This window comes from Spirochaetota bacterium (genome assembly GCA_026415295.1).
Classification (GTDB): domain Bacteria; phylum Spirochaetota; class JAAYUW01; order JAAYUW01; family JAOAHJ01; genus JAOAHJ01.
Window position 1 is genome coordinate 41,313 of sequence record JAOAHJ010000004.1, and the last position, 26,359, is coordinate 67,671.

Sequence of the window (26,359 nt, forward strand, 5' to 3'; positions counted from 1 at the left end):
TAAATGATATTTGTTTATAAATAAATAACAATTAAAATAATTATCAAATAAATTTTATAAAAAATAATACATAAATATTATTATTATTAAACTTTTACTTTTTTTAATAAAACCTAATTTTAATAAAAAAATAAAAAAAATTATTGACAAAAAAAAATAATAATTTATTCTAAATATGAATTATTAAAATAATTTATGGAGGAACTGTAATGAAAAGAAGAGGTTTATCTTTTCTTTTGGTTGCACTTTTAATGGCTTCTTTTTTAGTTTTATTTGCTGGAAAAGAAGGGCAACCTACACCTGTAGCTGGTTCTCTTGATATGAGTATGTATCAGTTACAAGGAACAAAAGTTATTCAGTATCCTATTACATGGCAAATAGGAACTTATGGTGGCCAATTTAGAGAATCCATTTTAGGAGACCCAAAAACTTTTAATATGGCTGCCTCTGCTGATGCAACATCTAGTTTTATTATTGGTTTAATGTTTGATTCTTTATTTGAAATTGATCCAAATACTAAAGATTTTGTTGGTAATTTAGCTGAATCTTACCAGATAATATTGGATGAAAAATATGGTCAAACTGACCCTCAACTTAAAAAGCCAGCTGGTAAAATGGAAATAGTTGTTAAATTAAGAAGAGATGTTAAGTGGTCTGATGGAAAACCATTTACAGCTGATGATGTTGTTTATTATCACAATAAAGTTATATTGAATGAAAACATTCTTATTAATGGATATAATTCATATTTTTTAACAATGCCTGATAAGACTCAACAACCAATTAAATGTGAAAAAGTTGATCAATATACAGTTAAGTATTTATTCCCAAGAATAATTGCAAACCCATTATTAAGAATCTCTTATGCAGTTATGCCAAAACATATAATTGAACCTGTTATTTCAAAAGATGATGGAAAGACATTCAAAACATTCTGGAATGCTGGAACCAATCCAAAAGAATTTGTTGTTAATGGACCATTTATTGTTGAACAATATATAACTAACTCAATGATTGTAATGACAAGAAATAAAAATTATTGGAAGAAAGATGCAAAAGGTCAAAGACTTCCTTATCTTGATAAGATAGTTATTTCAATAGTAAAAGATCAAAATGCTGATCTTTTAAGATTTAAAAATGGTGAATCTGATATTTATGGAATGAGAGGAGAAGATTATAAGGCTCTTGTCAATGAACAAGATAAATTAGGTATTGATATATGGTCTGGGGGCCCAACACTTGGAACAACTTTCTTTGTATTTAACCAGAATCCAAATAAAGTTCCTGCTCAAAAATTAAGATGGTTTACAAATAAAAAATTTAGACAAGCTTTCTCAATGTTAATAGATAGAGAGACTATAGTTATTAACGTTCTTGATGGTATTGGAGCTCCTCAACTTTCACCAACACCAGTTCAATCTCCTATGTATGATCCTAATGTTAAAAATGTATATATGTATAATCCTGCAAAAGCTAAACAATTCTTTGCTGAGATGGGATGGAAAGATACAAATGGTGATGGTTTCCTTGAAGATGATAAAGGTGTTACAGTTGAATTTGAAATGTTGACAAATGCTGGGAACACTGTAAGAGAAAGAATATTAAATATAGTTAATGAAGAAGCTAAAAAAGCAGGTCTTAAAACAACTGCAAGACCTATAGATTTTAATACTCTTGTTTCAAAGTTAACATCTACATTTGATTGGGAATGTATACAAATTGGTTTAACTGGTTCAAGATATCCAGAAACTGGTGAAAATGTATGGATGCCAGATGGAAACTTACATATGTGGTATCCTTTACAGGAAGATATTTTCAATCCAGCATATCCATGGGAACTTGAAATTGTTAAAAACTTCTTACCATTTAAATATGAAGTTGATCAAGCAAAAAGAAAAGTTTATTGGTCAAATATCTTAAAAATATTATGTGAGGAATTACCACTTATTTATACTGTTCAATCTTTAGGTCTTGTTGCAGTAAAAAGAGGAATTAAAAACTTCTATTATGATGTTGTTATTGGAATTGATAGAAGATATTTATTCTGGGAGAAAAAACAATAATATTTAATTTAATACTTTTTAAAATAAAAATCGCTTAATTATAAAGGGGTTATCTCTTATTGAAAGGGGTAACCCCTTTTTATTTTTGAAAAAATAAAAAAATGATATATATTTTATTAAATCTATAAATATTATTTAGAATTAAGATAATATTTTAGGAGGGGGCTTTGGAAATATTTAAGATTATAAACTATTTTGATTTTTTTTCTTTACTTTTAGTTTTATCAATTTCAATCACTTCGTATTTTAAAGGATTTTTGAAAAAATTGTTTTCTTTAGCTTATATTATTGCTAGTTTTTTATTTACATTTTTTATTTCTGAAAGTATTAAAAAATTTGTTTTTTCAAAATGGGGGAAAATATACTTTTTAGTTATTATTCTATTTTTTCTTGTTTTTTTATTTTTTTATCTTATTTTGAAACTTATATTTAACCCTCTTCTTTCTGGTTATGAAAATAATGCAAATTATTCTTGGATTGGGGGATTGAATAGGAGTCTTGGATTTATAGTAGGATTTGTTGAAGCTTTTATAATAATTATATTAATATTGATTTTATATTATAAATATATAAAGAATCTTCAAATTAAATTTATCAATGATATATTTAGTTCTTCATTTTCTTATAAACTTTTTCTTAGATTGAAAGATATTTTTATTAAATAGAATAAGTTTTTATTATTCAAGCAATAACAAAGTTACAATTAATAATAAAAGAACATTCAAATTTAGTAAGAGTTTTAATATGTTATTAAAAAAGAGATTTGCAGAAAGGTTAAAAGAATTGATAAAATTAAAAAATTTATCAAATAAAGATATAGAAGTCCTTGAAAGGAAAAAATATATTCCTTTAATTGAAGAGATTATTGGAAATGGTTATATTATAAATGATGAAAAAATTAAAATTTATAAGAAAGACAAAATAATTGGAATAAAAATTGGAAATTTAATTATAAAATTAATTTACGATTTAACCTTTGATGATAATTCTAAAACTATGATAATTCCTTTATCTATTGATGAAGGTGATCTATTGATGGTTAAATTGATTGATGAAAAATCTGATATTGAATCTATTTTGAATTATATTATGAGTTATTTAAATGAAAAAGAAAAAAATGTGGTTTTAGAAAATATTAAAAATGTGGATGAAGAGTTATATTGGAAATTTTCAAAAAATTTTCCTCCAATTACAAAGATTTCTGGTATTCTTGATGATATTGTTGCTAAAACTTGTGAAAGAATGAGCAACTTAGAACTTGTTTCAATACTTTCTATAATGGATGGAAAGGAAAGAAGAAAAATTTATAGAAATGTTTCTGAAAATAGAAGTATTATTTTGCAGGAAGAACTCGATTACATAACTTATTTTACAAAAAGTGAAATAAGAAAATCTTTAAATAAATTTTATAAACTTCTTCAACAATTTTTAAATGAAAATTAAAATTTTAATTTATTTCAAATTTAAATTGTGGTGTTTATGGATTTTGATACTATAAGAATTTTAGAATTTAATAAAATAATAGAAGAATTGAGTTTATATTGTAAAACTTTTGATGGAAAAGAAAATATAAAAAATATAAAATTCTATTATGACAAAGATTCTTTAAAAATAGAGCAAGATATTATTGAAGAATTTTATAGTTTAAAAGTTAAAGGAATTAATTACAATCCAATAAATTTAGACTCATTTTCCCAAATTTTTTCTAAAATAGTTGCAGGAATTGTGCCAGAAATTGATGAATTCAAAAATATTTTTGTTTTATTGCAAGAATCGATAAATTTTAGAAACTTTTTTATAAAAAATAAGAATAATTTTATAAATTTCCTTAAAAAGTATAATATTAAGTTTTATGATTTTTCTGATATTTTGGATTTTTTCAATAAAATATTTGATAATGAATTTAATATAAAAGATAGTGCATCTGTAAGATTAAAAGAAATAAGAGTTTTAATTACTAGTATTGAGAGAAAGTTAAGAAACTTAATAGATAGTTATTTTAAGAGATCAGATCTGCAAGAAATACTTGCATCAGATTCATTTATAATTAAAAATAATAAATTTTTAATACCAGTAAAAACAAATTTTAAAGGAAAAATCAAAGGTATAATTTCAGAAATTTCATCATCAGGAAAAACTTTTTTTATAGAAACTTATGAAATGATTGAATTAAATAATAAACTTTTTAGCTTAAAGTCTGAGGAGATTATTGAGATCTATAGAATATTAAGAGAATTATCTATTAATTTAAGAAACGAAATTGATGATATAAAAGCATTTTATGATCAATATATTATTGTTGACATTTATATAGCAAAAGTTTCATATTTTTTTGATAAAAAATGGGAAAGAGCTTTTATTACTGAAAATGAAATTGTGTTAAATGATTGTTATCATCCATTTTTAAAAGATCCTGTAAAAAACAATTTAAAATTTAATAAAGATAAGCCTGTTATTATAATTTCTGGACCAAATACTGGAGGTAAAACTGTATTACTAAAAACTATAGGCTTAATTGCTTTACTTTTTCAAGCTGGTTTTTTTATCCCAACAGGTTATAATTCTAAATTGCCAATATTTAATAATATTTTTATTGATTGTGGAGATGAACAATCTATAGATAGATCTCTTTCAACTTTTTCTTCTCATTTATTAAAAATTGACAAAATAATAAAAAATTCTGACTCAAATTCTCTCGTTTTAATAGATGAAATTGGAACTGGTACATCACCTGAAGAAGGAGAAGCTTTATCTATTGCTATTGTAGAAAAATTAAAAAGTAAGGGTTGTTTTTCTATTATATCTTCTCATTTCGAAAAAGTTAAACTGTTAGGGTTAAAAAATGATAAAATTTTATCTTGTTCGATGAGGTTTGATTCTAAGAATTTAAAACCATTATACATATTTGATCAAAATATATTTGGGCAATCTTTTGCAATTGAAATTGCTGAAAGCTTGAATTTTGATAGTGAAATAATTAATACTGCTAAAAATCTCTTAAAAAGAAAGTTTGATAACTTTTTGGTACTAAAAATAGAAGATATTTTAAATGAGTATAATAGCAAAATAAAGGAATTGGATTTAATTAAGAAAGAATATGAAAAAAAATTGGAGGAAATAAAAAAATTGGAAGAGAAATATAGTAAAGATTCTAAAGAGATTAAAAATGAACTAATTAAAAATTTTTACAATGAGTTTTTAAATTTTAAGAAAGATATAGAAAAAGAGATTAATTTAATTAAAACTAAAGGTTATGATAAATCTATCTCTAAAAACATAACTCAAAAATTTAATCAATTTAGTGAAATGAATTTTATTAAAAATAAAGATGAAGAGGGTCCTTTTAAAAATCAAGTGGAAAATTTAGAAGATTATAAAGATAATAAAAAATTCAAGTTTAATATAGGGGATTTTGTTAAAATTAAAGATTTAAATACTATTGGGAAAGTTTTAGGAATAAAAGGAGATAAAATTAGAGTTAACATAAACAATATTATTTTTGAAACTATTAAGGAAAATCTCCAAATTGTCGATCATAATGATAAGAGAGAAACTTATTCTTTTAATTCATCAAGTAAAAATATAAAATATGAAATTGATTTAAGAGGATTTAAGGTATATGAAGCTGAAGCAAAACTTGATGAATTTTTGGATAAAGCTCTCCTTTCAAATTATGAAAAGCTTTATATCATACATGGAAAGGGAGATGGTATATTAAGTAGATTTGTCCATGAATATTTAAAAAGTAAAAAATTTGTGAAAAGTTTCTCTTTTGCCCCTATCGAGGAAGGAGGAAACGGATGTACAATAGTATTTCTCAAATAGTTAATATTCAAAAGGATATATTAAAATCTCTCTCTGAACAAGAAATTCTAGACATGCTTTATAGAATTTCTTCTAGTAATTGGTTTAAAGGAATTAAGCTTGGAACTGAAGTTGAAGGTAATACTTTTGAAGAAATCAAAACTGTCAGAGAACTTTTCCCAAAGCAAACAATAAAATTTAAAGTTGGTGGAGCTGGAGCTAAAAATGATATTAGAATGGCCTTTATTTTAAGAGTGAATTCAATTATTTTACCTATGGCAGAAACAGAATATGCAATAGAAAATTTTTTAGAAACTTATCAAGAGTTTAGAGATATATTTGGATTTGACATAGATTTATCTATTAATGTTGAAACTATAACTTTGGTTAAAAATTTTGAGAAAATAAAACATTTTCTAAAATATTTTAAACAAGTTACTATAGGTAGGACTGATCTTTCTCAATCGATGAAAGAAGATGTTAATAGTATGAGAGTTCTTGAAATAGTTAAGTATGTAATTGATGTTGTTAGAGGATATAAAAGAGATATTTTAATTTCTATTGGCGGAAAAATTACTCCCAAGGCGTCAAGAAGAATAAATATGTTATGCGATTCAGATTTTTTAAATACTCAATTTGTGTATGTTACAAACAATAAAAATGTAGAAAAAAATATTAGGCTAGCACTAATTTTTGAATCTCTTTTATATACTTTATTTTATAAAAGGAATTTAAGAACAGATTTTGAATTAGATAGATTTATTAATGACCATTATAACAGATTAGAAAAATAAAAATTAAATTAAATTAAAATATATATCTTTCTTAATTAGATTATCATATTTAATTTATAATTATTAATAGATTTATTTATAATTAATAATAAATCAAAATTTAATTTCAAAATATAAAAAATTAAATTAAAAGTGTGTTTTAAAAATTTCTAATCATAATATTATCATATAAAAAATTTATTTAATTTTAATTTTACCTTTTTGATTTTATTAAAAAATCTGATAAATTTTAGTGGAAATTGCAGTTTTATTTAATATTTTATTTATTTAAATGAGGTTTTTAATATGGAAAACTTTAATGTTGTTATTGGAATAGAGATCCATATACAACTTAATACCAAAACTAAAGCTTTTTGCAGATGTTCAACTAGTTCAAATATTCTTAAGCCTAATCAAAATATTTGTCCTATATGTGTTGGTGAGCCTGGTACATTACCAAATGTTAATAGAGAAATAGTTTTAAAAGGAATTAAAATAGGGTTAGCCTTAAATTGTAAAGTAAATAGCATTCTTAAATTTGACAGAAAAAATTATTTCTATCCAGATTTGCCTAAAGGATATCAAATAACACAATATGATATGCCTATTGCTTATGATGGATATATTGAAATACCAGATGAAAACTTGAATTTTAAAAAAATAGGAATTGAAAGGGTTCATTTAGAAGAAGATACTGCAAAAATGCTTCATTATAAAGATTATAATATTACTTATATTGATTTTAATAGAGCTGGAATTCCTCTTGTAGAAATAGTTTCGAAACCAGATATCAAATCACCAGTTGAAGCAGCAAATTATGTAAAACAAATAAAGAGAGAAATAGAATATACAGAGACATCCACATGTTCTTTGGAAGATGGTTCAATGAGATGTGATATTAATGTATCTGTCAATGAACCTGGGAAACCATTATCTTATAAAGTTGAAATAAAGAATCTTAATTCTATATCATCAATTAAAAAAGCTCTTGAATATGAAATAGAACTCCAAAAAAATAAATTAAGAAGAGGAGAAAAAATAGAAACAGAAACAAAACTTTATGATGTTGAAAAGGAGATTACCATTTCAATGAGAAGTAAAGAACTAGCTTCAGATTATAGATATTTTCCTGAACCAGATATACCTCTTGTAAGTATTACCAATGAAATTATAAATGAAGTTAAAGCTAAAATTTATGAATCACCAAATATGAAAATAAAAAGGTTCATAAATGATTACAAAATTTCTTTTTATTATGCAGATATAATAATATCAAGAAAAGATATTGCAAATTATTACGAAGAAGCTGTTTCTATTTCACAAGACCCTGTTAAAACAGCAAATTATCTTATATCAGATATATTTGGGGTATTAAATGATGAAAAGAAAGATTTTTCAGAAAATAAGCTTTCCTCAAAAGATTTTGGTTTGCTCATAAAAAAATTAAATGAGGGCAGCTTTACTCAAAAATCTTTTAAAGAAAACCTACCTAATATTATAAAAGGAAATCTTTCAGTTGATGATTTTTTGAACAAAAACATTAAAATAGTTGATGAAAATTTTATTTCAAGTATAATTGATAAAGTTATAGATAAAGAAAGAGACGATGCAATTAAAAAATATTTAAATGGTAAAACATCAGTTTTTGGTTATTTAGTAGGAGAGATCATGAAAGAGACTAAAGGTCAAGCAGACACTACTATTGTAAATAAAGTTTTAAAGGATAAACTTAACAAAATTGGGAAATAACCTAATTTTTTTTTTATTAAAAAAGAGGTATGCAAATAATAAAAAAACTTTTTATATTTAATAAGGAGTTATAAATTTATGAATAGTAATATAAATAATAAGAGCAGAGGTAGCTTCAGAAATTTTTTCAAAAGAAAAAATAGAGAGAATAAACCAAGAAATAAAGATTGGTTTGATAAAAATAAACAAGAAAGTAAAACATTTTCTTATAAAACTTCTATAAAGTATGAACCTATAACCAAAAAAAAAGATAGTTATTTAAATGATGATCAAGAAGAATTAAGAAATGAATATATTAATAATATAGGTGATAATAAGAATAATAATATTGAATTTCAAAAAAGCCCAGATAATTTTTTAATAAATAAAGAATCAGAAGAGTTAACTAAAGATGATACTATATTTAATAATATGAATTTTAAAGATAGAGTTTTTGAAACAAATAAATCAAATTGTTCTATTTGTGGAAAAGTTGTATTTGATAAATCTAGTGCTTTTTTAATTAATGATGAAAAAGGTGAGGAACTTATTTGTTTTGAATGTGCAAAAAATCAGATAGAAAAAAAATATAATATATCTCAAAGAAACAAAATAATTTATCTTGGGGCAGGGACCTTTGGAGAAATAAGACAAATTAAAGGAGAAAAAGGTTTTGTAATCCTAAGAAGATTTAAATTTTGCTCTCCAAAACATGAAAAATTTTCAAACGCTTATTTACCAGATAATATAGAGGAAATTAAATAGAAACAATAGATTTAAGTTATTAAATTAATATAAAAATTTTGAATTGCTTATAATTTATCAACATTTTTTATTAATTTAAAATAAATATTAATTAAAAATAAAAAAATTTTTAATTTATATTAGAAAGTTAACTAATTTTTTAGATAGTTTATGAAATTTAAAATAGTTAAAAAATCTAATAATTCAAGTGCAAGAGCAGGAATATTTAATCTTCCACATGGAGAAGTAGAAACTCCTGTTTTTATGCCAGTTGGAACAAATGGTATAATTAAAGCTCTTAATTTTGATCAAGTTAAAGATATAGGATTTAAAATAATATTGTCAAATTCATATCACCTTTTTTTAAGACCAGGTATTGATGTATTGAAAAAATCTGGTGGACTTCATAAATTTTCAGGTTGGGATAGAAACATTTTAACAGACTCAGGAGGATTTCAAGTTTTTTCACTATCTGATTTTAGAAAGGTTACTGATGAAGGTGTAATTTTTTCTTCTTTTATAGATGGTTCTAGACACCTTTTTACACCAGAATCAGTACTTGAATTTCAATCGATTGTAGGTTCTGATATAATGATGCCACTAGATGAATGTACACCAATACCTATAGATTATAATATTGCTAAGGAAGCGATGGAAAGAACTTTAAAATGGCTTAATAGATCATACAATTATTACAGAGAAAGAATAGATCATGATAAGCAACTACTTTTTGGTATTGTTCAAGGAAATAAATTTTTTGATTTAAGAAAAGAATCAGCCTATAAAACTTGTTCATATGATTTACCTGGTTTCTCTATAGGGGGGCTATCTGTTGGTGAAGAAAAAAGTTTAATGTATGAAATTATAGCATTTTTAGATGAATTGATGCCATTTGAAAAACCAAGATACTTGATGGGTGTTGGTACACCAGAAGATATTTTAAATGCTGTTAAAAATGGCATAGATATGTTTGATTGTATTTTTCCAACAAGAGCTGGAAGAAATGGAACTTTTTTCACAAAGTATGGTAAATCAAACATTAAAAATTCCTCATATAAATTTGATTTTAACCCATTAGATGATAATTGTAGTTGTTATACATGTAATAATTTTACAAAGAGCTATTTAAGACATCTTTTTAAAGCTTCAGAGATAACTGCTTTAACCTTGCTTTCAATTCATAATTTATTTTTTTTAAATAATCTTTTGAAAGATATTAGAAAATCTATACTAGAAGAAAGATTTGAAATCTTTTATAAGGAATTTTTAGATAATTATAAGAAAAATGAAAATTACTAAGTTTATTTAAATAAAGTTTAATAAAATAATTTGGGAGGTTTTTTATGGATATTAAAATTGTCGAAATAAAAAAGCCAGAAAATATAAATTTTATATTAGGACAATCTCATTTTATCAAAACTGTTGAGGATATATTTAATGCAATAACTTCTTCTGTTCCTTTTGCTAAATTTGGGATTGCTTTTTGTGAAGCTTCAGGAAAAAGACTTATAAGATATAGCGGTACATCTGATGATATGATAAAATTAGCTTTAGAAAATGCAAAAGAAATAGGGTGTGGACACTCTTTTATTATTTTTATTGAAAACTTTTTCCCTGTAAATATATTGAATACATTAAAACAGGTACCAGAAATATGTAATATTTATTGTGCTACTGCAAACCCTACAAAAATTGTTATTTTAGAAGAGGGGGAGCAGAGAGGTATAATAGGTATACTTGATGGTTATAGACCTATTGGTGTTGAAGATGAAAATGAAAAAAAGTGGCGACAAGATTTATTACTCAATTTTGGTTATAGAGAAAAAAAATATTAAATTTTAATGTTTATGATATTTTTTAATTTTTTAAGTTTTTTTTATATTAATTAATTTAACTATTTATATTTTTTACTTTATTTAATTTATGTAAAGGATTTTTAATGAAATATAAAAAAAAATTAAAAATAGGTTTTTCTGTAGGTGAAGTTTCGGGAGATTTTAACGCTTCACTTTTATACAGTAAATTAAAGGAGGTAGCCGAAAAAAACTCTATTTATATGGAAGCATTTGGACTTGGAGGAAGATTTCTAAGAGAGGAAGGTGTTAATATATTTGCTGATCTTACGCATAGGTCTTCTATAGGAGTTTTTGAGTCTATTCCTTATGCTTTTGATAGAATAAAAATTGCCAAAAATTTTATTAGAAAGGTTAAAAATGAGAAACCAGATATTTTTATTTTTGTAGATAATCAAGGTTTTAATATACCTTTATCAAAAGCTATTAAAGATGTTGATAAATCAATTAAAACTGTATATTATTTCCCTCCACATATATCTATATGGGGACAATGGAATGGTAGGAAATTACAAAAATATATAGATTATTTTATAACTCCATTTTATAATGATTATTTAGAATATAAAAAATTTAATGATAAGAATGTATACTTCTTTGGTCATCCCTTTTTTGATAACGAATATATTGAATCAAAATTAGCAGAAAAACCACAAATAATTTATAATACAACTAATATTAAAGATAGTTTAATTATTGATTATTCAAAAAATTTAAATTCAAATTTTGATTGTGTCTTTTTAATGCCTGGATCTAGAAATCAAGAAATTAATAATTTATTTAAAATTTTTTTAGAAGTTGCTGACAAAATATATAACAAATTTAATTTAATTTCAATTGTACCATTATCTAACGAAAAGTTTCTTAGTAAAATAATTAAATTTATAGGAAAAAGAAAGAATATAATAGTAATATCAAAAAATAATTATTCATTACTTAAAAATTCAAAATTTTGTATAATGTCATCAGGAACAGCTACTTTGGAAGCTTTAATATTAAATGTTCCAATGGCAATATGTTATAAGATATCTCCAATTACATTTTTTATTGGAAAATTTTTAGTGAACACTAAATGGGTAGGAATGGCTAATATTCTTGCAAATAAAGAAATTGGTAAAGAGTTTTTGCAAAAAGATTGTAATTCAAATAGTATTTATAGTTATGTTGAACAATATCTAGAAAATAAAGAGCTCTATTATAATCTTAAAAGAGAAAAGTTAGATATATTTAATAAACTAAAAGAAAAATATGGTGGTAATGTAATTGATAAAACTGCAAATTTTTTAATTTCATTAGTCTAATCTATTATTTTATTGACTGAACAACATAATTTTATTATTTTTAATTTATGAAAAAAAGTATAATAGTAAATTGTCCAAAATGTAATCAAAAATTAAAAATTCCTTATCTTGAAGGTAAAAGATTAAAAGTAAAATGCAGAATCTGTAACAATAGTTTTGAATACTTTTCACCAAAACTTAAAAAAAATTTATATAAAGAGATTAAAGAAAACATAGATTCCTTTTTATATGATATTAAACCATATATTCCAGATTTTTATAAGAAATTTAATTTGTTTTTAAAAAATATTTTAATTAAACTTAAGTACAACTTTGGTTATTTTTTAGGTAATATTAAATACACAGTCCATAAATTAAAAAATGATTCATACTATAGAAAGAATATTTTAAAGGGAGAAAATTCTGCTCTTTATATTCTTATTATTTTAATTTTAATATTTTTCTTTTTGAGATTATTAGTTAGGTTAAGATAACTTAATAAATTTTTTATTCTAATTTATCTTATATAAACCTATATTTTTTATTTAGGTAAATAGTGGAAAGCTTTAAGTATAATAGATGAAAGATTCATATATAAAATAATTCCAAGTATATCAGCTATTGAAGTTATAAGAGGTCCAGATGCTACAGCAGGATCTTGTCCAAATTTATACAATAAAAAAGGTAAAAGAAGTCCAATTAAGCTACTTATTACTATGATAGCTATCATAGAAATAGAGACAGCAAGCCCTATAATTACTCCAGATCTTATCCATCCAAGTATAAAAACTGCAATTCCCATTGCAATCCCCAACATAAGAGAAACCAGAAACTCTTTGAATGTTATTTTAATAAAATCTTTTTCACTTATTTCACCAAGTGCAATACTTCTTATTATAAGGGTAGAAGATTGTGAGCCAGCGTTGCCACCACTATCAACAAGTAGTGGAAGAAAAAATACCAAAGCAACAACAGTTTGTATAAGTGTTTCAAAATGTGCAAGCCCTGCACCAGAGAATATATTAATAAATACTAGGATAATAAGCCATGAGATTCTTCTTTTCCATAGATCAAAAATTGAAGTATTAATAAATTTTTTTTCTAATGGTAAAATAGCACTTCCCTTATGGAAATCTTCTGTAGCAACTTCTTCAACAACATCAATAATATCATCATGTGTAACAATTCCAAGGAGATGTCCATCTGAGTCAACAACTGGTAAAATATATGTATCATACTTTTTAAAAAGTTGTATTGCTTCTTCTTTTTTTTGATCTGCATAAAGACACACAAAACTTCCATCAAGAATTGATTCAAGTTTATCTTCTGGATTTGCAAGAATTATTCTTTTTAGGTCAATATCATCTATTAGTTTTCCTTTATCATTAATAACATAAATTGTTTCAATTGTTTCTGAATTATGTCCATTTCTTCTTATATATTCTAATACTTCCTTTATTTTCATTTCAGGGTTTACTGCAATATATTTATTTGAAATTAATCTTCCAACTGAATCTTCATTATAAGACAACTGTTCAAGTGCTTTTTTTCTTTCATTTATATCAAGTAAATCAATTAATTTTTGAACAATTTGAGAAGGCAATTCTTCAAATAAAGATATTCTATCATCAGATGGTAGTTTAGTAATAAGTTCTCTTATTTCTTCTGAAGCAAGATTTTTTATAAGATTATTTTGATTTTCAGGTTCAAGTAAAGAAAAAACTTCATCAGCTTTATTTTTAGGTAGTATTCTAAAAAAAATAATACTATAATCTAAAGGAAGATTATTCATTATATCTGCGAGTTGAAATGGTTCAAGTTCTGATATAAAAGATTTTAATTCATTAAGTTTTCTTTCTTTTATCAAATCAGCAATATCAGGCAAAATCATATCAGTTATTAAAGCTGTTTCTGCATGTAAAGATATTTTTTCGATATCTTCTTTATCTGCTTCTGGGTTTTCTATAATGTATATCCATTCAAGTATTCTTTTTTGAATAGCATTTAAATCATATATATTTTCAAAATCTCTTAAATTTTCATATTTTGTCCAAAACTTGATTAATTTAGAAATTGTTATTAAATATTCATTGCTTTTATTTTTAGGGATAACAAAGAGTATAATTAATTTTGCTTTATCTCCTTTTTCATTAAAAATTATTCCATTGTGTGAAAATCCTATAGAACAAATAATTTCACCTTCAAAGTCTATTCTACAATGAGGAGAAGCTATATTAAAGTCGAGATAAGTATTTAATTGTTTTTCCCTTTCTATTATTAAATTATATATATCATAATTTTCTGGAATTATATTTAAGTTTTTAATTTTTTCAGTTAAAAGTTTTAAAACCTCTTCTTTATTTAAGTTTTCAATTTCTATCAATCTTCCTTCTGTTACAGCACTTATAATTGCTTCCATTTTGTCCCTCTCTAAAATTAATAAATAAATAATATATTTTAAATAATTAAAAAAAATTAAGCTTATACAAAGAATTTTGTATTTACAAGTTTTTTAAGTAAATTTATAGCAAATAGTTTTTATGGAATAAAAAAATTTTTATTTAAGAAATTTATTTGAAATTTTTATTTTTTATTGCCAGAAGAAAATTATCATTTCACTAATTTTATTCAAGATATTTTTTATACTCATTAATAAATTCAATTATTTTTTCTTTTATCTGATCTCTTATTTTTCTTGTAAATTGAAGTTTTTCTTCTTCTGATCCTATAAAACTTGAAGGATCTTGAAATGACCAATGCAATCTTTTTACATTACCTGGAAATATGGGACATTTTTCAGCTGCCTCGGGATCACAAACTGTGATAACAAAATTATAAGTTTTACCAGATTTGTATAATTCAAAAACTGATTTTGTTTTATTTTGTGAGATATCATAACCTATTTCATTCATTGCTTTTACTACATACGGATTCAGTTGCCCAGGTTCTATTCCTGCTGATTCTGCTTCAAAAAATTCCTTTCCTAACTCATTTAAAAATTTTTCAGCCATCTGACTTCTTGCAGAATTATGAACACAAACAAAAAGTACTTTTACTTTTTCTTCTCTTTTTTTCATATTTTTCCCTGTAAGTATTTTTTTTATTTTAATTATCAGTCTTTTATTTTTTAAAAAAATTATTTAAAAAAAATTATTTTTTAAATTCAAAATAAAAATTAAATAATTTTATTAATTAATAATTAAATATTTGTTAAAAAATAATTAAGTTAGCTATTTAAATTATAAAACTATTGAAAAATTATTAAAAAAGTCTTTAAGAAGAATATTTTTATTAATAATTGAAAATTTTTAAAGAAATTATATTTTAATATAAGTGAATTATATAAATTATGATGACAAAAATGTTAAATACAGAAAATGGTTATAATTTATTTTATAAAAATTATAAAGATGAATATAAATATCTTGATTCTTTTGATTGGGATTTATTTTTGAATTTATTTAAAAAAAACATTATTGATAAGGATAACATAAACATTATGATTCTTGGATGTGGTGATGGTAGAGAAACATTAAGAATTTATAGATTACTCAAGAAGTTAAATAAAAATTTTAATCTTTATGGGGTTGATATTTCAGAAAAAATGCTTTCTGTTTTGAAAAAAAAATTAAAAAAATTAGATATTAATGAAAAAAATTTTTTTAAGTATGATTTTTTAGATAACTTTGATAAAAAGTTTATTAATTATTTTGATTTTGTAATTGGACTTTTTATTTTAGTACATATAAAGCCTATAGATCTAACAAAATTTTTTGACAATATTAAACAGATTTTAAAAAAAGAAGGCTATTTTATTTTTAATAATATACCTCAAAAAGAAGGGAAAGTTCTAAAAGTTAATAACCATAAATTTGTTATTGAGTTTTTTGATCATAATATTGATAAAGTTATTGAAGTTGCATTAAATAGTGGTTTTACATTTATCAAGAAAGAGTCTAATTTTTTTGAAAAGAAGTTAGTTTCAGATATTTTGCTTTTTAAAAATTAATTAAAAAATTAAAATGAAAAAATTTATTTAAAAAAATATTTTGTAAATTACTATATAAAAAAGTAAATTAAAATTAATTTTAATTTGATATTATATTAACTATTTTATGAAAAACATTTTAAATTTATTAAAAATATTGGAAAATTCTTCTGCTGGAATTTTAATTTTTGATAAAAATAAAAATATTGTATTTAATAATTTAACATTTAGTCATAATATTTTTAAAATCGATTTTGAAAATGAAGATTTCATAAGTTTTTTAAATAAATTTAAAGAATTTATATCAGAAGAATTTGGCAGATCCAATTTAGAGGATATATCTTATGAGTTTGAGTTTACATTAAAATCTGGGAATTTAATATGGATTAAATTTGATATAAAAAAAGAGTTTGATAATAATAAAAATTTGAAATACTTAATTATAACATTTTTTGATATTACTGAATGTAAAAAAAAGGAATTTGAATATAAAAAAAAGAGTCAGATAGATTTTTTAACAAATGTTTATAATAGAAATTATTTTGAGGAAAAACTTGACATAGAGATTCAGAGATGTACAAGATCAGAGAAACCATTATCTATATTAATGATAGATGTAGATAATTTCAAATACATAAATGATAACTTTGGTCATAATGTAGGAGATTTAATATTAAAAAATATAGCTAATATAGTTAAATTATCTCTTCATAGAAAATCTGATTTTGTATCAAGATATGGAGGGGATGAATTTATTTGTTTGTTGCCTTATACAGACTCAAAAGGAGCGGTAGTTGTGTCTAATAGAATAAATAAAAAATTTGATGAAATTAAATTTAATAACTCACTTTATGAAAAAATTACTTTAAGTATTGGTGTATATACTCAATTACCTGAAAAGAATATAATTAAAGAAAAAATAATTGAAAATGTAGATAAAGCTTTATATTATTCTAAAAAAAATGGTAAAAATTTAATTACCTTATATGATGATATTTATAAATAAATGAAATAAATAATTATTTTTTTATAAATAAAAGGCTACCCATTTTAATTAATTTAATATTAAATAGTTTATTGGGTAGCCTTCTTTTTTTATTCTTCCTGTTCTTCCTGAATCTCTTTCTTCCTCTGCTCTATAATATTCTCAGCTATCTTACCAGTAATTGGTGAATAATGGTCAAATTCAATTTCAAATGAACCTGTTCCTTGAGTTATTGATTTTAAATCAATAGCATATTTTAAAAGTTCAGCATGTGGAACTTCTGCTTTAATTAACTGGTTTTTTCCTGGAAGTGGATCCATTCCAAGTATTTTGCCTCTTTTTGAGTTCAAATCTGACATAATATCTCCAGTATATTTTTCAGGGGAATAAACATACAACTTCATTATGGGTTCAAGGAGAATAGGATCTGCATTTCTTAATGCTTCTTTTAAAGCTTGCCTTGCAGCAATTTTAAATGATAACTCAGAAGAATCAACAGGATGGTACATTCCATCAAATAATTCAACTTCAATATCTACTACTGGATAGCTTGCAAGAACACCTCTTTCCATTCCTTCTAATAATCCTTTTTCTACACCAGGTATAAATTGCTTTGGTATTTTACCACCAACAATTGCATTAATAAAATTAAATCCTTTTCCTCTCTGGTTAGGTCTAACTCTTATATGAACTTCTCCAAATTGCCCATGCCCACCAGATTGTTTTTTATGTCTATATTTTGCTTCTGATTCTTTTCTAATTGTTTCTTTATAATTAATTTTTGGTATAGAAATATCAATGTTTGTTTTTAATAATTTTTTTACTTTTGAAAAATATACATCAAGGTGTAGTTCTCCCATTCCAGAAGCTACATTTTCATGAGTTTCTGGATTAAAACTAATTTTGAAAGTTGGATCTTCTTCTGAAAATTTATTTAGATTTGATATTATTTTTTCAAGAACATTTTTATCTGCAGATGATATGGCAACGGAATATATTGGTTGTGGCAAATCAAGTTTTGGTAATAAAACATTTATATTCTTATCACATATTGTGTCAGAAATTGAGATCTGATCAATTTTCTGAAAAATAACAATGTCTCCACAACTAGCTTCATCAATTTCTGTATATTTATTGCCAATTGGAATTAGCAATTTTGAAATTTTTATTTTTGTGTTTTTCTCTGGAATGATTAATTCAGTTTCCTTTGTTATTTTCCCTGAAATGATATGTATATAAGAAAGTTTACCTGCAAATTGATCAATAACGGTTTTAAAACAAAAACCGATAAAAGGGGCATTTGGGTCTATTTTTATTCTTTCATTTTCATTGTTTCTTGAAACAAACTCTTTTTTATATGTAATGTCTGGGAAAGCTTCCTCTGCTATTCTTAACATTGATGAAAGTCCTATCCCTTTTTCTGCAGATCCACAGATAATAGGAATAAATTTGCCTTCTTCGACAGTTTTTAAAAGTCCTTCTAAGATTTCTTCTTTTGTAAGTTTTTCTCCAGCTAAAAATTTTTCAATTAAATTATCTGAAGCTTCTGCAACTGCTTCCATTATTGCTTCATGAGCTTTATTAGCATTGTCTTTATAATTTTGAGGAATATCTTTTTCTACAAAATTATTTCCCTCTTTTATATAAGATTTCATTTCTATAACATCGATAACTCCGATGAATTCTTTTTTTTCATTATAAATTGGCAATTCAACTGGAACAGCAGGTTTATTGAAGTTTTCTTTTATATCATTTGCAACTTTTTCAAAATTAGCAATAGGTTTATCTAATTTATTTATGAATATTATTCTCGGAATGTTGTATTTATCAAGTAGATTCCAATGTTTTATAGTTTCAATTTGTACTCCTGCTTCACCATCAACAACAAGTATTGCTCCATCTGCAACTCTTAAGGATGCTCTAACTTCACCAACAAAGTCTGCAGATCCTGGGACATCTATAATATTAAATTTAAAATTTTCATGCTCAATATAAGCAATTGAAGATTTTAGGGAAATTTTTCTTGCTTTTTCTTCTTCATCCCAATCTGATACAGTATTTCCTTTTTCTATATTACCTGGTTCTTTTATTATATTCTTTTGAAAAAGGATATTTTCAAGTAATATTGTTTTCCCCGATCCAGTATGCCCAAGTAAAACAATATTTCTTATTTTTGATGTAGGATAATGGTTAGCCATAATTCCTCCTGTATAATTTACAAAAGATAATTTTTAATAAAAATACATAAAAACAAATAATTGTCAAACTTTATTAAACATTTATATATGAGTTGGGAAGCCTTCTGCAACTTCAAAAGCACCATGTAATATTTCGTTTATTGTTGGATGTGGAAATATTGTTAAACATAATTGATCCAACTTAATTTTATTTTTACAAGATAAAATAAGTTGGGATATAAGCTCCGTTGCATATGGTGATACTATTGTACCACCAACTATAATATTATCTTTTTTATTATAAATAATTTTTGCAAATCCATCTTTTTCTTCCATAGTTCTAGCCCTACCGTTTGCTGATAGAGGAAATTTTGCAATTTTGAAATCTTCTTTGTTTTTAATTTTATCTGAATTTTCTAAATCTACTTCTCTTAAACCAGTACTTGCAATTTCAGGGATTGAGAATATTATTGATGGATAATAATCAAGTTCAATTTTTGTTTTTTTACCACAAATATTATTCGCTGCAACTATGCCTTCATATAAAGCAACATGGGCAAGCATTATTTTAGCTCTTATATCTCCTATAGCATAAATGTTATCTATATTTGTTTTCAAGTAATCATCAGTAATAACTCCTTTTTGAATATTTAATCCTAAATTTTTCAAATCATCATTAATATTTGGAACTCTACCAGTTGATAAGAGTACTTTTTCGACTAATATTTCTCTAGTTAAATTTTCATTGTGACCATTGTTAGTCTTTTTTTTATTATTCTTAATTATAAGTTTATATTTGTTTTCTTGTTCTAAAAAGCTTATGTCTTCTATATTTGAGTTTTCAAAAATTTCAACCTTGTTGCTTTTTAGAGATTTTTTAACTTCCTCTACAGCATCAGAATCTTCAAATGGGAGAATATGATCCATTAATTCAATAATATAAGTTTTAACCTTGAATATTGAAAAAAAAGTTGCAAATTCAACCCCAATGACACCACCACCTATTATTGCTATAGATTCTGGAAGATTTTCTAAATTAAAAATATCATCTGAAGTTAAGATACCTGAAATTTTTTTAAAAAAATCTGGGGAAGAGGGTTTTGATCCATTTGCTAAAACTATAAAATCAGTTTCTAATTCAATTAAAGAATTATCAGAAGTTCTAGTTACCAAAATTTTATTTTTGGAAATTACTTCCGCTAACCCATAAATGAGATTTACTTTGTATTTATTAAGTAGATATTCTATTCCTTTTCTTGATAAAAGGACACTTTTATTCATTTGTTTCTTAATAGCATTAAAATCGAAAGCTATGTTGTCAACTTTTATACCAAATTTTCTAAGTTTTTCATTTGCATCATAAAAATAATGGGCTGATTGAATTAAGCTTTTAGTAGGAATACATCCAACATTTGTGCATGTTCCACCGATATAACTTTTTTCAACAAGAGTAACTTTTTTCCCAAATTGAGCTAATTTGATAGCACAAGCATAACCAGCAGGTCCTCCACCTATAACAACTATTTCTGTCTTTTCTAAAATATTCATACTTTATAATCCTTTTGAATTTTGCATATTTTTAAGTTTTTAAGATAATAATAAAATTTTGATAATTTTCAAATAAAAAATATTTAAATTATCAGTTTGTTATTTTTATTTATTATAATTTTTGACAAAAAAATTATATTATTTAAAATCTATATAACTTATACAAAAAATAAATTTTAGGCTAAACTTTTAACAAAAATTATAAAAAAAATAATTATTAAATATTTAATTATTAAAATAAGGAGTAACTAGAATGTTTTATTCAATTAATAATAATAAATTTATAATGCTTTTATTTAAATATTTTAGAAAAATAACCCTTCTTTTATTTTTTCTATTATTTATTTTTTATAATTATTCTTGCGAATTAATAAATTACAATTATATAAAAAAACAAACAGTATTATATCCAACATTTGATATAAAAATAGTTGAAAAACATATAAATGAAAAAAATCTTGATTATATTATTGAATTATCTACTATTTATCCAGAGATTATTAATAGTTATAAAAAAGAAATTATATCACTAATTAAGTATTATTATGATTATTATAATCTTTCAAAAGACTTTTTTGGTTTAATAAAAATATATTTTAACATTCAAAATTTATTTATAGATAATAAGGAAAATATTAATACAAATATTATAAGTCTTGATAGTAGTGAAAAATATTTATTAAATAGAGTTGTTTTATCAATTAAAGAAAATTTATTTAATTTATATAATAATGAAAAAAATTATATATTTAAATATGCATTTTATAAATATTTAAAGAATTATATAAGTGATTTAGAAATAAAATTACCTGAGCTATCAGATAAAAACAAAATAATAAGTTCTTACTCTGATATAATGGATAATATTTTAACTGTTTATAATGATAAGGGCTTTAAAATTGTAAATGGAGTATCTATTCCAGATATTTTTATTGGATCAGCTTTTTTTATTGACTACAATTTACTAGTTACAAATAATCATGTAATTAGTAATGATGGCAAAGATTTTAATCAAATTTATGTTATATTAGCAGGTAATAAAATTAGATGCGAAGTATTGTATTCTGATAAAGATTTTGATTTAGCAATTTTAAAAATTAGTTATTCTAATAAAAAGTTTAAATATTTTAATATCAGAGAAAACATAAATGTTGGAGATGAGGTAACTGCTTGTGGTTCTCCTTATGGTTTAGAAAATACATTTACAAGGGGTATTATATCGAATACTAGGAGAAAAGTGATACCTCTGATAAATGCTTATCAAACTGATACCCCAATGAATCCAGGTAATTCAGGAGGTCCTGTAGTAGATAAAAATTTTAATTTAATAGGAATATCTTTTTCTAGTGTTTATGAATCTCAAAATCTTAATTTTATAATTCCTGTAGAATATTTGATTTATTCTTTAATCTATTCTAAATATTCCTATAAACCATTAAGATCTTGGCTGGGTTTTTATTTTAATAAAAGCAGGATAACATATTTAAATAAGAACAGTATCAATTATTTCAAGTTTAAAAAAGTTATTGGGGATAATTTAAATTTTGTAAATTTTAAAATAAAACAAATAAATAATATTGAATTTAATGATGAAGAAATACTAAACAATTTTGATTTAATTCAAAAATATATATTTTTCTTACCAGCATCAACAATTGTTAGTGTAATTTTAATAGATAATAAAGGATTAGAAAAAAACGTTAATTTTTTAACTTACTTGAGGCCTAAAAATGTTAATTTAGAAATATTTAAATACGATACTGATATAAATTTAATAACCCCCTACCTTGGAATAATTATTGTTAAAGAATCTAAAAATTATATGATAGTTGATATTTTAGATGAAGTTTTGAAGGTTTTATTGGGACTTGAATCAGGGGATTATGTAAATAGAGTTCAAATTTATATTGATGAAAAAAAAGAATACATTATTTTATCAGTAGAATTAACTATTAAATCAAAAAATTTAAGATCTTATGCATACTCTTTTTTAATATATTTTGAACAGGAGTGGTTTATATAAAAATAACTTGATTTTTTTTTCTTTTTTATTAATTACTCATAAAAATAATTTTAGGAGTTTTCTTCATGATTTTTGCAAATGATTTAAGAAGGGGAACTGTTTTTTTATTTAAAGATAAACTTCATATTTGTCTTGAATATCAACATAATAAAACAGCAAATAGAAGGGCAATGGTAAGAGCAAAATTGAAAGATTTAACAAGTGGTTCAATTTATGAATATGTATTTTCATCTGAAGAAAAAATTGAAGATGTTCAAATTGAAAGAAAAAAATGCGAATATTTATATTTTGATGGAGAAAGATACCATTTTATGGATCAACAGTCTTATGAACAATTTACAATTGAAGGTTCATCTATGAAAGAAGAATCTCTATATTTAGTTGAAGGAACTATAGTTGAAATAGATTTTTACAATGATTCACCTATTTTTGTTCATCCTCCAATATTTGTTGAACTTGAGGTGGTTGAGACAGATCCGGGTGTTAGAGGTGATACTGTTTCAGGGGGGAGTAAACCAGCTATTCTTTCTACTGGATTAAAAATTAATGTCCCTCTCTTTATTTCTGTAGGAGATGTTATTAAAGTAGATACTAGAACAAATGAATATGTTGAAAGAGTAAAAAAATCTGGTGATTAAAATTTTAGGATAATAAAAGAATTAGAAAATAATTATTTTTAATTTTTAATAAAAAAAAATTTATAATAAAAATTAATTAATAAAATATATTTATAAATAATGTAAGAAAAAAAATTTAAAATACAAAATTATTTATAAAGAATATACTTTAATCTTTTAGATTCCTTATAATGGAAATTTATCAAAATAGAATATTTCAACAAGGTGTTGAGGCTGTAAAAAAAGGATATGGGGAAGAAGCATTAAAATTATTTAGTGTATTATATAACACTTATCCCTTTGAAGAATCTGTAATAATATACCTTGGTTATTCATACTACCTTTTAAATGATTTGAAAAGAGCTATAAAAATATGGGAAAAGCTTGATAATCTATCTACAGATAAAATTTATATTAATCTCTTACTTGCTTTCGCTTATGCTAAAATAGAAAATATAGAACAGGCTATTGAATATTGGTTGGATATTCTTAAAATTGATCCCAAAAATAAGAAAGCGAAAAATATGCTTGAATTATTAAAAAGATCAAAGTCAAATAAATACTTTTCAAAAATGATTAATTTTAAAAATGCTGTTGGTTACTTGCCATATTCTAAAAGATTAGAAATCAAATATTTTTTTCAAAATAAAAAAATAAAAAAATATTTTATAATCGGTGGAATTTTTATTGCCATATTTTTAATAATAATATCTATGTATTCATATTATTTTTCAGTTTATAATATTTTTAGTAAAAAAGATAATCTTGAAAGTATTAATACTAATTATTTACCTTTAGAAAAAAAAATAGAAAAAGAGAAAACTTATATAATATATAATAATGAAAAAGAAATAGAGAAAGATTTTAATTATATTAAATATTATATAACAATAAAAAATTATAATGGAGTTTTATATTTTGTAAATAAAATTAATAATTCTAATGCAAAGTATATTACTAAAGAAAAAGCTAAAAAATATTTAGCTTTTATAGAAGAACCTTCTTATTATGATAATTTTACTATTCCTACATTTGATGAAATAACTAAATCTCCATATCTATACTTAAATTGTTTTGTAAAATGGAAAGGAATAATTAATAATTTAGACAAGAGTAAAAATAATTTTAAACTACTGGTATATGAAAAATCAGATATTTATATTAAAGGAATAATAAATTGTTATATTGATAATTCATCTTTTCTATTTAATAATATTAAAGTAGAAATATTTGCAAAGTTTATAAGTTTTGATGAAAATAGCCTTAATTTTGATATTAAATTTATTAGAATACTTGATAAATAATATATTATATGAATTTTTAAAATTATATAATTAAAATAAAAAATGCAATATATAAAAAAATAAATATTAGATAATAAAAAAGTGTTTAAAAACAGAATAGGATATGCATGTATACCTTTAAGAGTTGATTTTAGAACAAATAGAAAAGTTTTGTTGCAAAATTATAATGAAGACTTACTATTAAATTTAATAGAATTAAATTTAAAAGATCTTTTAAATATCTTAAAATATAATTTTGTTAATAAAATTTATCTTTTCAGAATAAGCTCAGAAATTATTCCTTTTGGTTCCCTATCTTCTAACAATCAAGTTTTATCTAATTATGAAAAAGAGTTTTCAAAAAAATTCATTAAAGTAGATTATAGAAAATATTTTAATGAATTGTTAAAAACAATTGGAGATTTTATTAAAGAGAATAATTTAAGAGTTTCTATGCATCCAGGCCAATATCTCGTATTAAATTCTGAAGATGAAAATGTTATTAAAAATTCAATAGATGATCTTATATATCACTGCAGTTTTCTTGACTCTCTTGGGATAGATTATTCTCATAAAGTTATTATTCATACGGGGGGTAAGTTTAATAATAAAAAATTTTCTATTCAAAAATTTATAAAAGTTTTTAATAAATTGGATAAAGATTTAAAAAAAAGAATTATTCTTGAAAATGATGAAAAAAGCTTCAATTTTGATGATATATTTTTTATTTATGAATACACTGGAGTACCTCTTGTATTTGATTATTTTCACAATCTTCTAAATCCATCAAATAGAAGTTATTCTGAGATATTTAATTTGGTTAAAAAAACATGGAAAAAAGAGGATGGAATTCCTAAAATTCATTATTCAGATAAATCCTCTTATAAAAAATTTGGAGCTCATTCTGAATTTATTATATTAAAAAATTTTCTTAAATTTTATAAGTTAATAGATGAATATAATTTTGATATTATGCTCGAAACTAAGGATAAAGATATCTCTGCAATAAAAGTAATAAATTCATTAATTTATAATTATTTAAATAAACTTAATGTTAATGAAAATTATGAAAATATTTACTCTAATGAAAAATCAAATGACTTTAACAATGCTGATTCAAAAAAAATAATTAAAAAAATGTTAACTGATGAATGGAGTAGATATAAATATCTAGTTATGCTCTTTAGTTACTCAAAGTATAAAGAGATATCTTACCTTGTAAATCATAATAATAATATTAATGAATTTTATTTTAAAATAGATGAGATTTTATCTGAAAAAAAATTTGAAAATATAAAATCAACTTATGAACATTTAATTGGTTATTTTAAAGAAGTCTTGAATAAAAAGGAAAAAGAAAAGTTATTAACATTTTTAAATCAAAATAAAATTATACCGTATGGATTGAACTATGTTTATAATTTATCAAAAAAATATAATTTAAAATTTATTAAAGAACAATACTTGTTTTTTTATTATAAATACTTTTAATA

General features: G+C 23.0%; 21 protein-coding genes. 17 read left to right on the forward strand and 4 right to left on the reverse strand.

Annotated elements, in window-relative coordinates:
• Positions 1 to 209 precede the first annotated feature (209 nt).
• The 11 genes from N3A58_01115 (at position 210) to N3A58_01165 (ending at position 12,739) form a co-directional block, all read left to right on the forward strand.
• Positions 210 to 2,063, forward strand: coding sequence for an ABC transporter substrate-binding protein (locus N3A58_01115; GenBank protein MCX8057998.1), 1,854 nt, complete (start codon positions 210 to 212; stop codon positions 2,061 to 2,063).
• A 167-nt stretch (positions 2,064 to 2,230) separates the two neighbouring features.
• Positions 2,231 to 2,728 (forward strand): CvpA family protein, encoded by a 498-nt coding sequence (locus N3A58_01120; protein MCX8057999.1) that lies wholly within the window; start codon positions 2,231 to 2,233, stop codon positions 2,726 to 2,728.
• A gap of 79 nt (positions 2,729 to 2,807) precedes the next feature.
• Complete coding sequence (locus tag N3A58_01125; protein MCX8058000.1) at positions 2,808 to 3,506, forward strand: hypothetical protein; 699 nt, start codon at positions 2,808 to 2,810, stop codon at positions 3,504 to 3,506.
• A 36-nt stretch (positions 3,507 to 3,542) separates the two neighbouring features.
• Positions 3,543 to 5,888, forward strand: a complete 2,346-nt coding sequence (locus N3A58_01130; GenBank protein ID MCX8058001.1) for a Smr/MutS family protein — start codon at positions 3,543 to 3,545, stop codon at positions 5,886 to 5,888.
• Positions 5,864 to 6,661 (forward strand): hypothetical protein, encoded by a 798-nt coding sequence (locus tag N3A58_01135; protein ID MCX8058002.1) that lies wholly within the window; start codon positions 5,864 to 5,866, stop codon positions 6,659 to 6,661. The genes N3A58_01130 and N3A58_01135 overlap by 25 nt, the downstream gene beginning before the upstream one ends.
• 285 nt (positions 6,662 to 6,946) lie before the next feature.
• Positions 6,947 to 8,389: an Asp-tRNA(Asn)/Glu-tRNA(Gln) amidotransferase subunit GatB gene (gene gatB, locus N3A58_01140; protein ID MCX8058003.1), complete on the forward strand. Its 1,443-nt coding sequence runs from the start codon at positions 6,947 to 6,949 to the stop codon at positions 8,387 to 8,389.
• A gap of 78 nt (positions 8,390 to 8,467) precedes the next feature.
• The gene (locus N3A58_01145) at positions 8,468 to 9,133 is read left to right on the forward strand and encodes a hypothetical protein (protein MCX8058004.1); all 666 of its coding nucleotides are present in this window, start codon (positions 8,468 to 8,470) and stop codon (positions 9,131 to 9,133) included.
• A gap of 150 nt (positions 9,134 to 9,283) precedes the next feature.
• A complete protein-coding gene (tgt, locus tag N3A58_01150) occupies positions 9,284 to 10,411 on the forward strand; it encodes a tRNA guanosine(34) transglycosylase Tgt (protein ID MCX8058005.1) in 1,128 nt (375 codons plus the stop codon).
• A 44-nt stretch (positions 10,412 to 10,455) separates the two neighbouring features.
• Positions 10,456 to 10,947: an adenosine-specific kinase gene (locus N3A58_01155; protein ID MCX8058006.1), complete on the forward strand. Its 492-nt coding sequence runs from the start codon at positions 10,456 to 10,458 to the stop codon at positions 10,945 to 10,947.
• A gap of 104 nt (positions 10,948 to 11,051) precedes the next feature.
• A complete protein-coding gene (gene lpxB, locus N3A58_01160) occupies positions 11,052 to 12,266 on the forward strand; it encodes a lipid-A-disaccharide synthase (protein ID MCX8058007.1) in 1,215 nt (404 codons plus the stop codon).
• Positions 12,267 to 12,313: 47 nt separating this feature from the next.
• A complete protein-coding gene (locus tag N3A58_01165) occupies positions 12,314 to 12,739 on the forward strand; it encodes a hypothetical protein (GenBank protein MCX8058008.1) in 426 nt (141 codons plus the stop codon).
• Positions 12,740 to 12,786: 47 nt separating this feature from the next.
• Here N3A58_01165 and mgtE read toward each other — a convergent pair whose 3' ends face one another.
• Together mgtE and N3A58_01175 are read right to left on the reverse strand one after the other, a co-directional pair.
• Positions 12,787 to 14,664 (reverse strand): magnesium transporter, encoded by a 1,878-nt coding sequence (mgtE, locus tag N3A58_01170; GenBank protein ID MCX8058009.1) that lies wholly within the window; start codon positions 14,662 to 14,664, stop codon positions 12,787 to 12,789.
• A 205-nt stretch (positions 14,665 to 14,869) separates the two neighbouring features.
• Positions 14,870 to 15,322, reverse strand: coding sequence for an arsenate reductase ArsC (locus tag N3A58_01175; protein ID MCX8058010.1), 453 nt, complete (start codon positions 15,320 to 15,322; stop codon positions 14,870 to 14,872).
• A 284-nt stretch (positions 15,323 to 15,606) separates the two neighbouring features.
• Between N3A58_01175 and N3A58_01180 the strand changes: the two genes are divergently transcribed.
• On the forward strand, positions 15,607 to 16,254 hold the full coding sequence (locus N3A58_01180; GenBank protein MCX8058011.1) for a class I SAM-dependent methyltransferase: 648 nt from the start codon (positions 15,607 to 15,609) through the stop codon (positions 16,252 to 16,254).
• 106 nt (positions 16,255 to 16,360) lie between these two features.
• Positions 16,361 to 17,239 carry a GGDEF domain-containing protein gene (locus N3A58_01185; GenBank protein MCX8058012.1) on the forward strand — a complete coding sequence of 293 codons (879 nt, stop codon included), beginning with the start codon at positions 16,361 to 16,363 and terminating at the stop codon, positions 17,237 to 17,239.
• 89 nt (positions 17,240 to 17,328) lie between these two features.
• On the opposite strand, the gene fusA is transcribed toward N3A58_01185, so the two are convergent.
• Together fusA and lpdA are read right to left on the reverse strand one after the other, a co-directional pair.
• Complete coding sequence (fusA, locus tag N3A58_01190) at positions 17,329 to 19,416, reverse strand: elongation factor G (GenBank protein ID MCX8058013.1); 2,088 nt, start codon at positions 19,414 to 19,416, stop codon at positions 17,329 to 17,331.
• Positions 19,417 to 19,497: 81 nt separating this feature from the next.
• On the reverse strand, positions 19,498 to 20,943 hold the full coding sequence (lpdA, locus tag N3A58_01195; protein MCX8058014.1) for a dihydrolipoyl dehydrogenase: 1,446 nt from the start codon (positions 20,941 to 20,943) through the stop codon (positions 19,498 to 19,500).
• A 253-nt stretch (positions 20,944 to 21,196) separates the two neighbouring features.
• Here lpdA and N3A58_01200 point away from each other — a divergent pair, with 253 nt between their 5' ends.
• From N3A58_01200 to uvsE, 4 genes are all read left to right on the forward strand, one after another.
• Positions 21,197 to 22,966, forward strand: coding sequence for a S1C family serine protease (locus tag N3A58_01200; GenBank protein MCX8058015.1), 1,770 nt, complete (start codon positions 21,197 to 21,199; stop codon positions 22,964 to 22,966).
• 65 nt (positions 22,967 to 23,031) lie between these two features.
• On the forward strand, positions 23,032 to 23,604 hold the full coding sequence (gene efp, locus N3A58_01205) for an elongation factor P (GenBank protein MCX8058016.1): 573 nt from the start codon (positions 23,032 to 23,034) through the stop codon (positions 23,602 to 23,604).
• Between the two features lie 170 nt (positions 23,605 to 23,774).
• The gene (locus tag N3A58_01210) at positions 23,775 to 24,887 is read left to right on the forward strand and encodes a hypothetical protein (protein ID MCX8058017.1); all 1,113 of its coding nucleotides are present in this window, start codon (positions 23,775 to 23,777) and stop codon (positions 24,885 to 24,887) included.
• An 81-nt stretch (positions 24,888 to 24,968) separates the two neighbouring features.
• On the forward strand, positions 24,969 to 26,357 hold the full coding sequence (uvsE, locus tag N3A58_01215) for a UV DNA damage repair endonuclease UvsE (GenBank protein MCX8058018.1): 1,389 nt from the start codon (positions 24,969 to 24,971) through the stop codon (positions 26,355 to 26,357).
• Positions 26,358 to 26,359 lie beyond the last annotated feature (2 nt).

Coding starts and splice junctions, on each gene's coding strand:
- N3A58_01115 (MCX8057998.1), top strand. CDS start 210: ATGAAAAGAAGAGGTTTATCTTTTCTTTTGGTTGCACTTTTAATGGCT.
- N3A58_01125 (MCX8058000.1), top strand. CDS start 2,808: ATGTTATTAAAAAAGAGATTTGCAGAAAGGTTAAAAGAATTGATAAAA.
- N3A58_01130 (MCX8058001.1), top strand. CDS start 3,543: ATGGATTTTGATACTATAAGAATTTTAGAATTTAATAAAATAATAGAA.
- N3A58_01135 (MCX8058002.1), top strand. CDS start 5,864: ATGTACAATAGTATTTCTCAAATAGTTAATATTCAAAAGGATATATTA.
- gatB (MCX8058003.1), top strand. CDS start 6,947: ATGGAAAACTTTAATGTTGTTATTGGAATAGAGATCCATATACAACTT.
- N3A58_01145 (MCX8058004.1), top strand. CDS start 8,468: ATGAATAGTAATATAAATAATAAGAGCAGAGGTAGCTTCAGAAATTTT.
- tgt (MCX8058005.1), top strand. CDS start 9,284: ATGAAATTTAAAATAGTTAAAAAATCTAATAATTCAAGTGCAAGAGCA.
- N3A58_01155 (MCX8058006.1), top strand. CDS start 10,456: ATGGATATTAAAATTGTCGAAATAAAAAAGCCAGAAAATATAAATTTT.
- lpxB (MCX8058007.1), top strand. CDS start 11,052: ATGAAATATAAAAAAAAATTAAAAATAGGTTTTTCTGTAGGTGAAGTT.
- N3A58_01165 (MCX8058008.1), top strand. CDS start 12,314: ATGAAAAAAAGTATAATAGTAAATTGTCCAAAATGTAATCAAAAATTA.
- mgtE (MCX8058009.1), bottom strand. CDS start 14,664: ATGGAAGCAATTATAAGTGCTGTAACAGAAGGAAGATTGATAGAAATT.
- N3A58_01175 (MCX8058010.1), bottom strand. CDS start 15,322: ATGAAAAAAAGAGAAGAAAAAGTAAAAGTACTTTTTGTTTGTGTTCAT.
- N3A58_01180 (MCX8058011.1), top strand. CDS start 15,607: ATGTTAAATACAGAAAATGGTTATAATTTATTTTATAAAAATTATAAA.
- N3A58_01185 (MCX8058012.1), top strand. CDS start 16,361: ATGAAAAACATTTTAAATTTATTAAAAATATTGGAAAATTCTTCTGCT.
- fusA (MCX8058013.1), bottom strand. CDS start 19,416: ATGGCTAACCATTATCCTACATCAAAAATAAGAAATATTGTTTTACTT.
- lpdA (MCX8058014.1), bottom strand. CDS start 20,943: ATGAATATTTTAGAAAAGACAGAAATAGTTGTTATAGGTGGAGGACCT.
- N3A58_01200 (MCX8058015.1), top strand. CDS start 21,197: ATGTTTTATTCAATTAATAATAATAAATTTATAATGCTTTTATTTAAA.
- efp (MCX8058016.1), top strand. CDS start 23,032: ATGATTTTTGCAAATGATTTAAGAAGGGGAACTGTTTTTTTATTTAAA.
- N3A58_01210 (MCX8058017.1), top strand. CDS start 23,775: ATGGAAATTTATCAAAATAGAATATTTCAACAAGGTGTTGAGGCTGTA.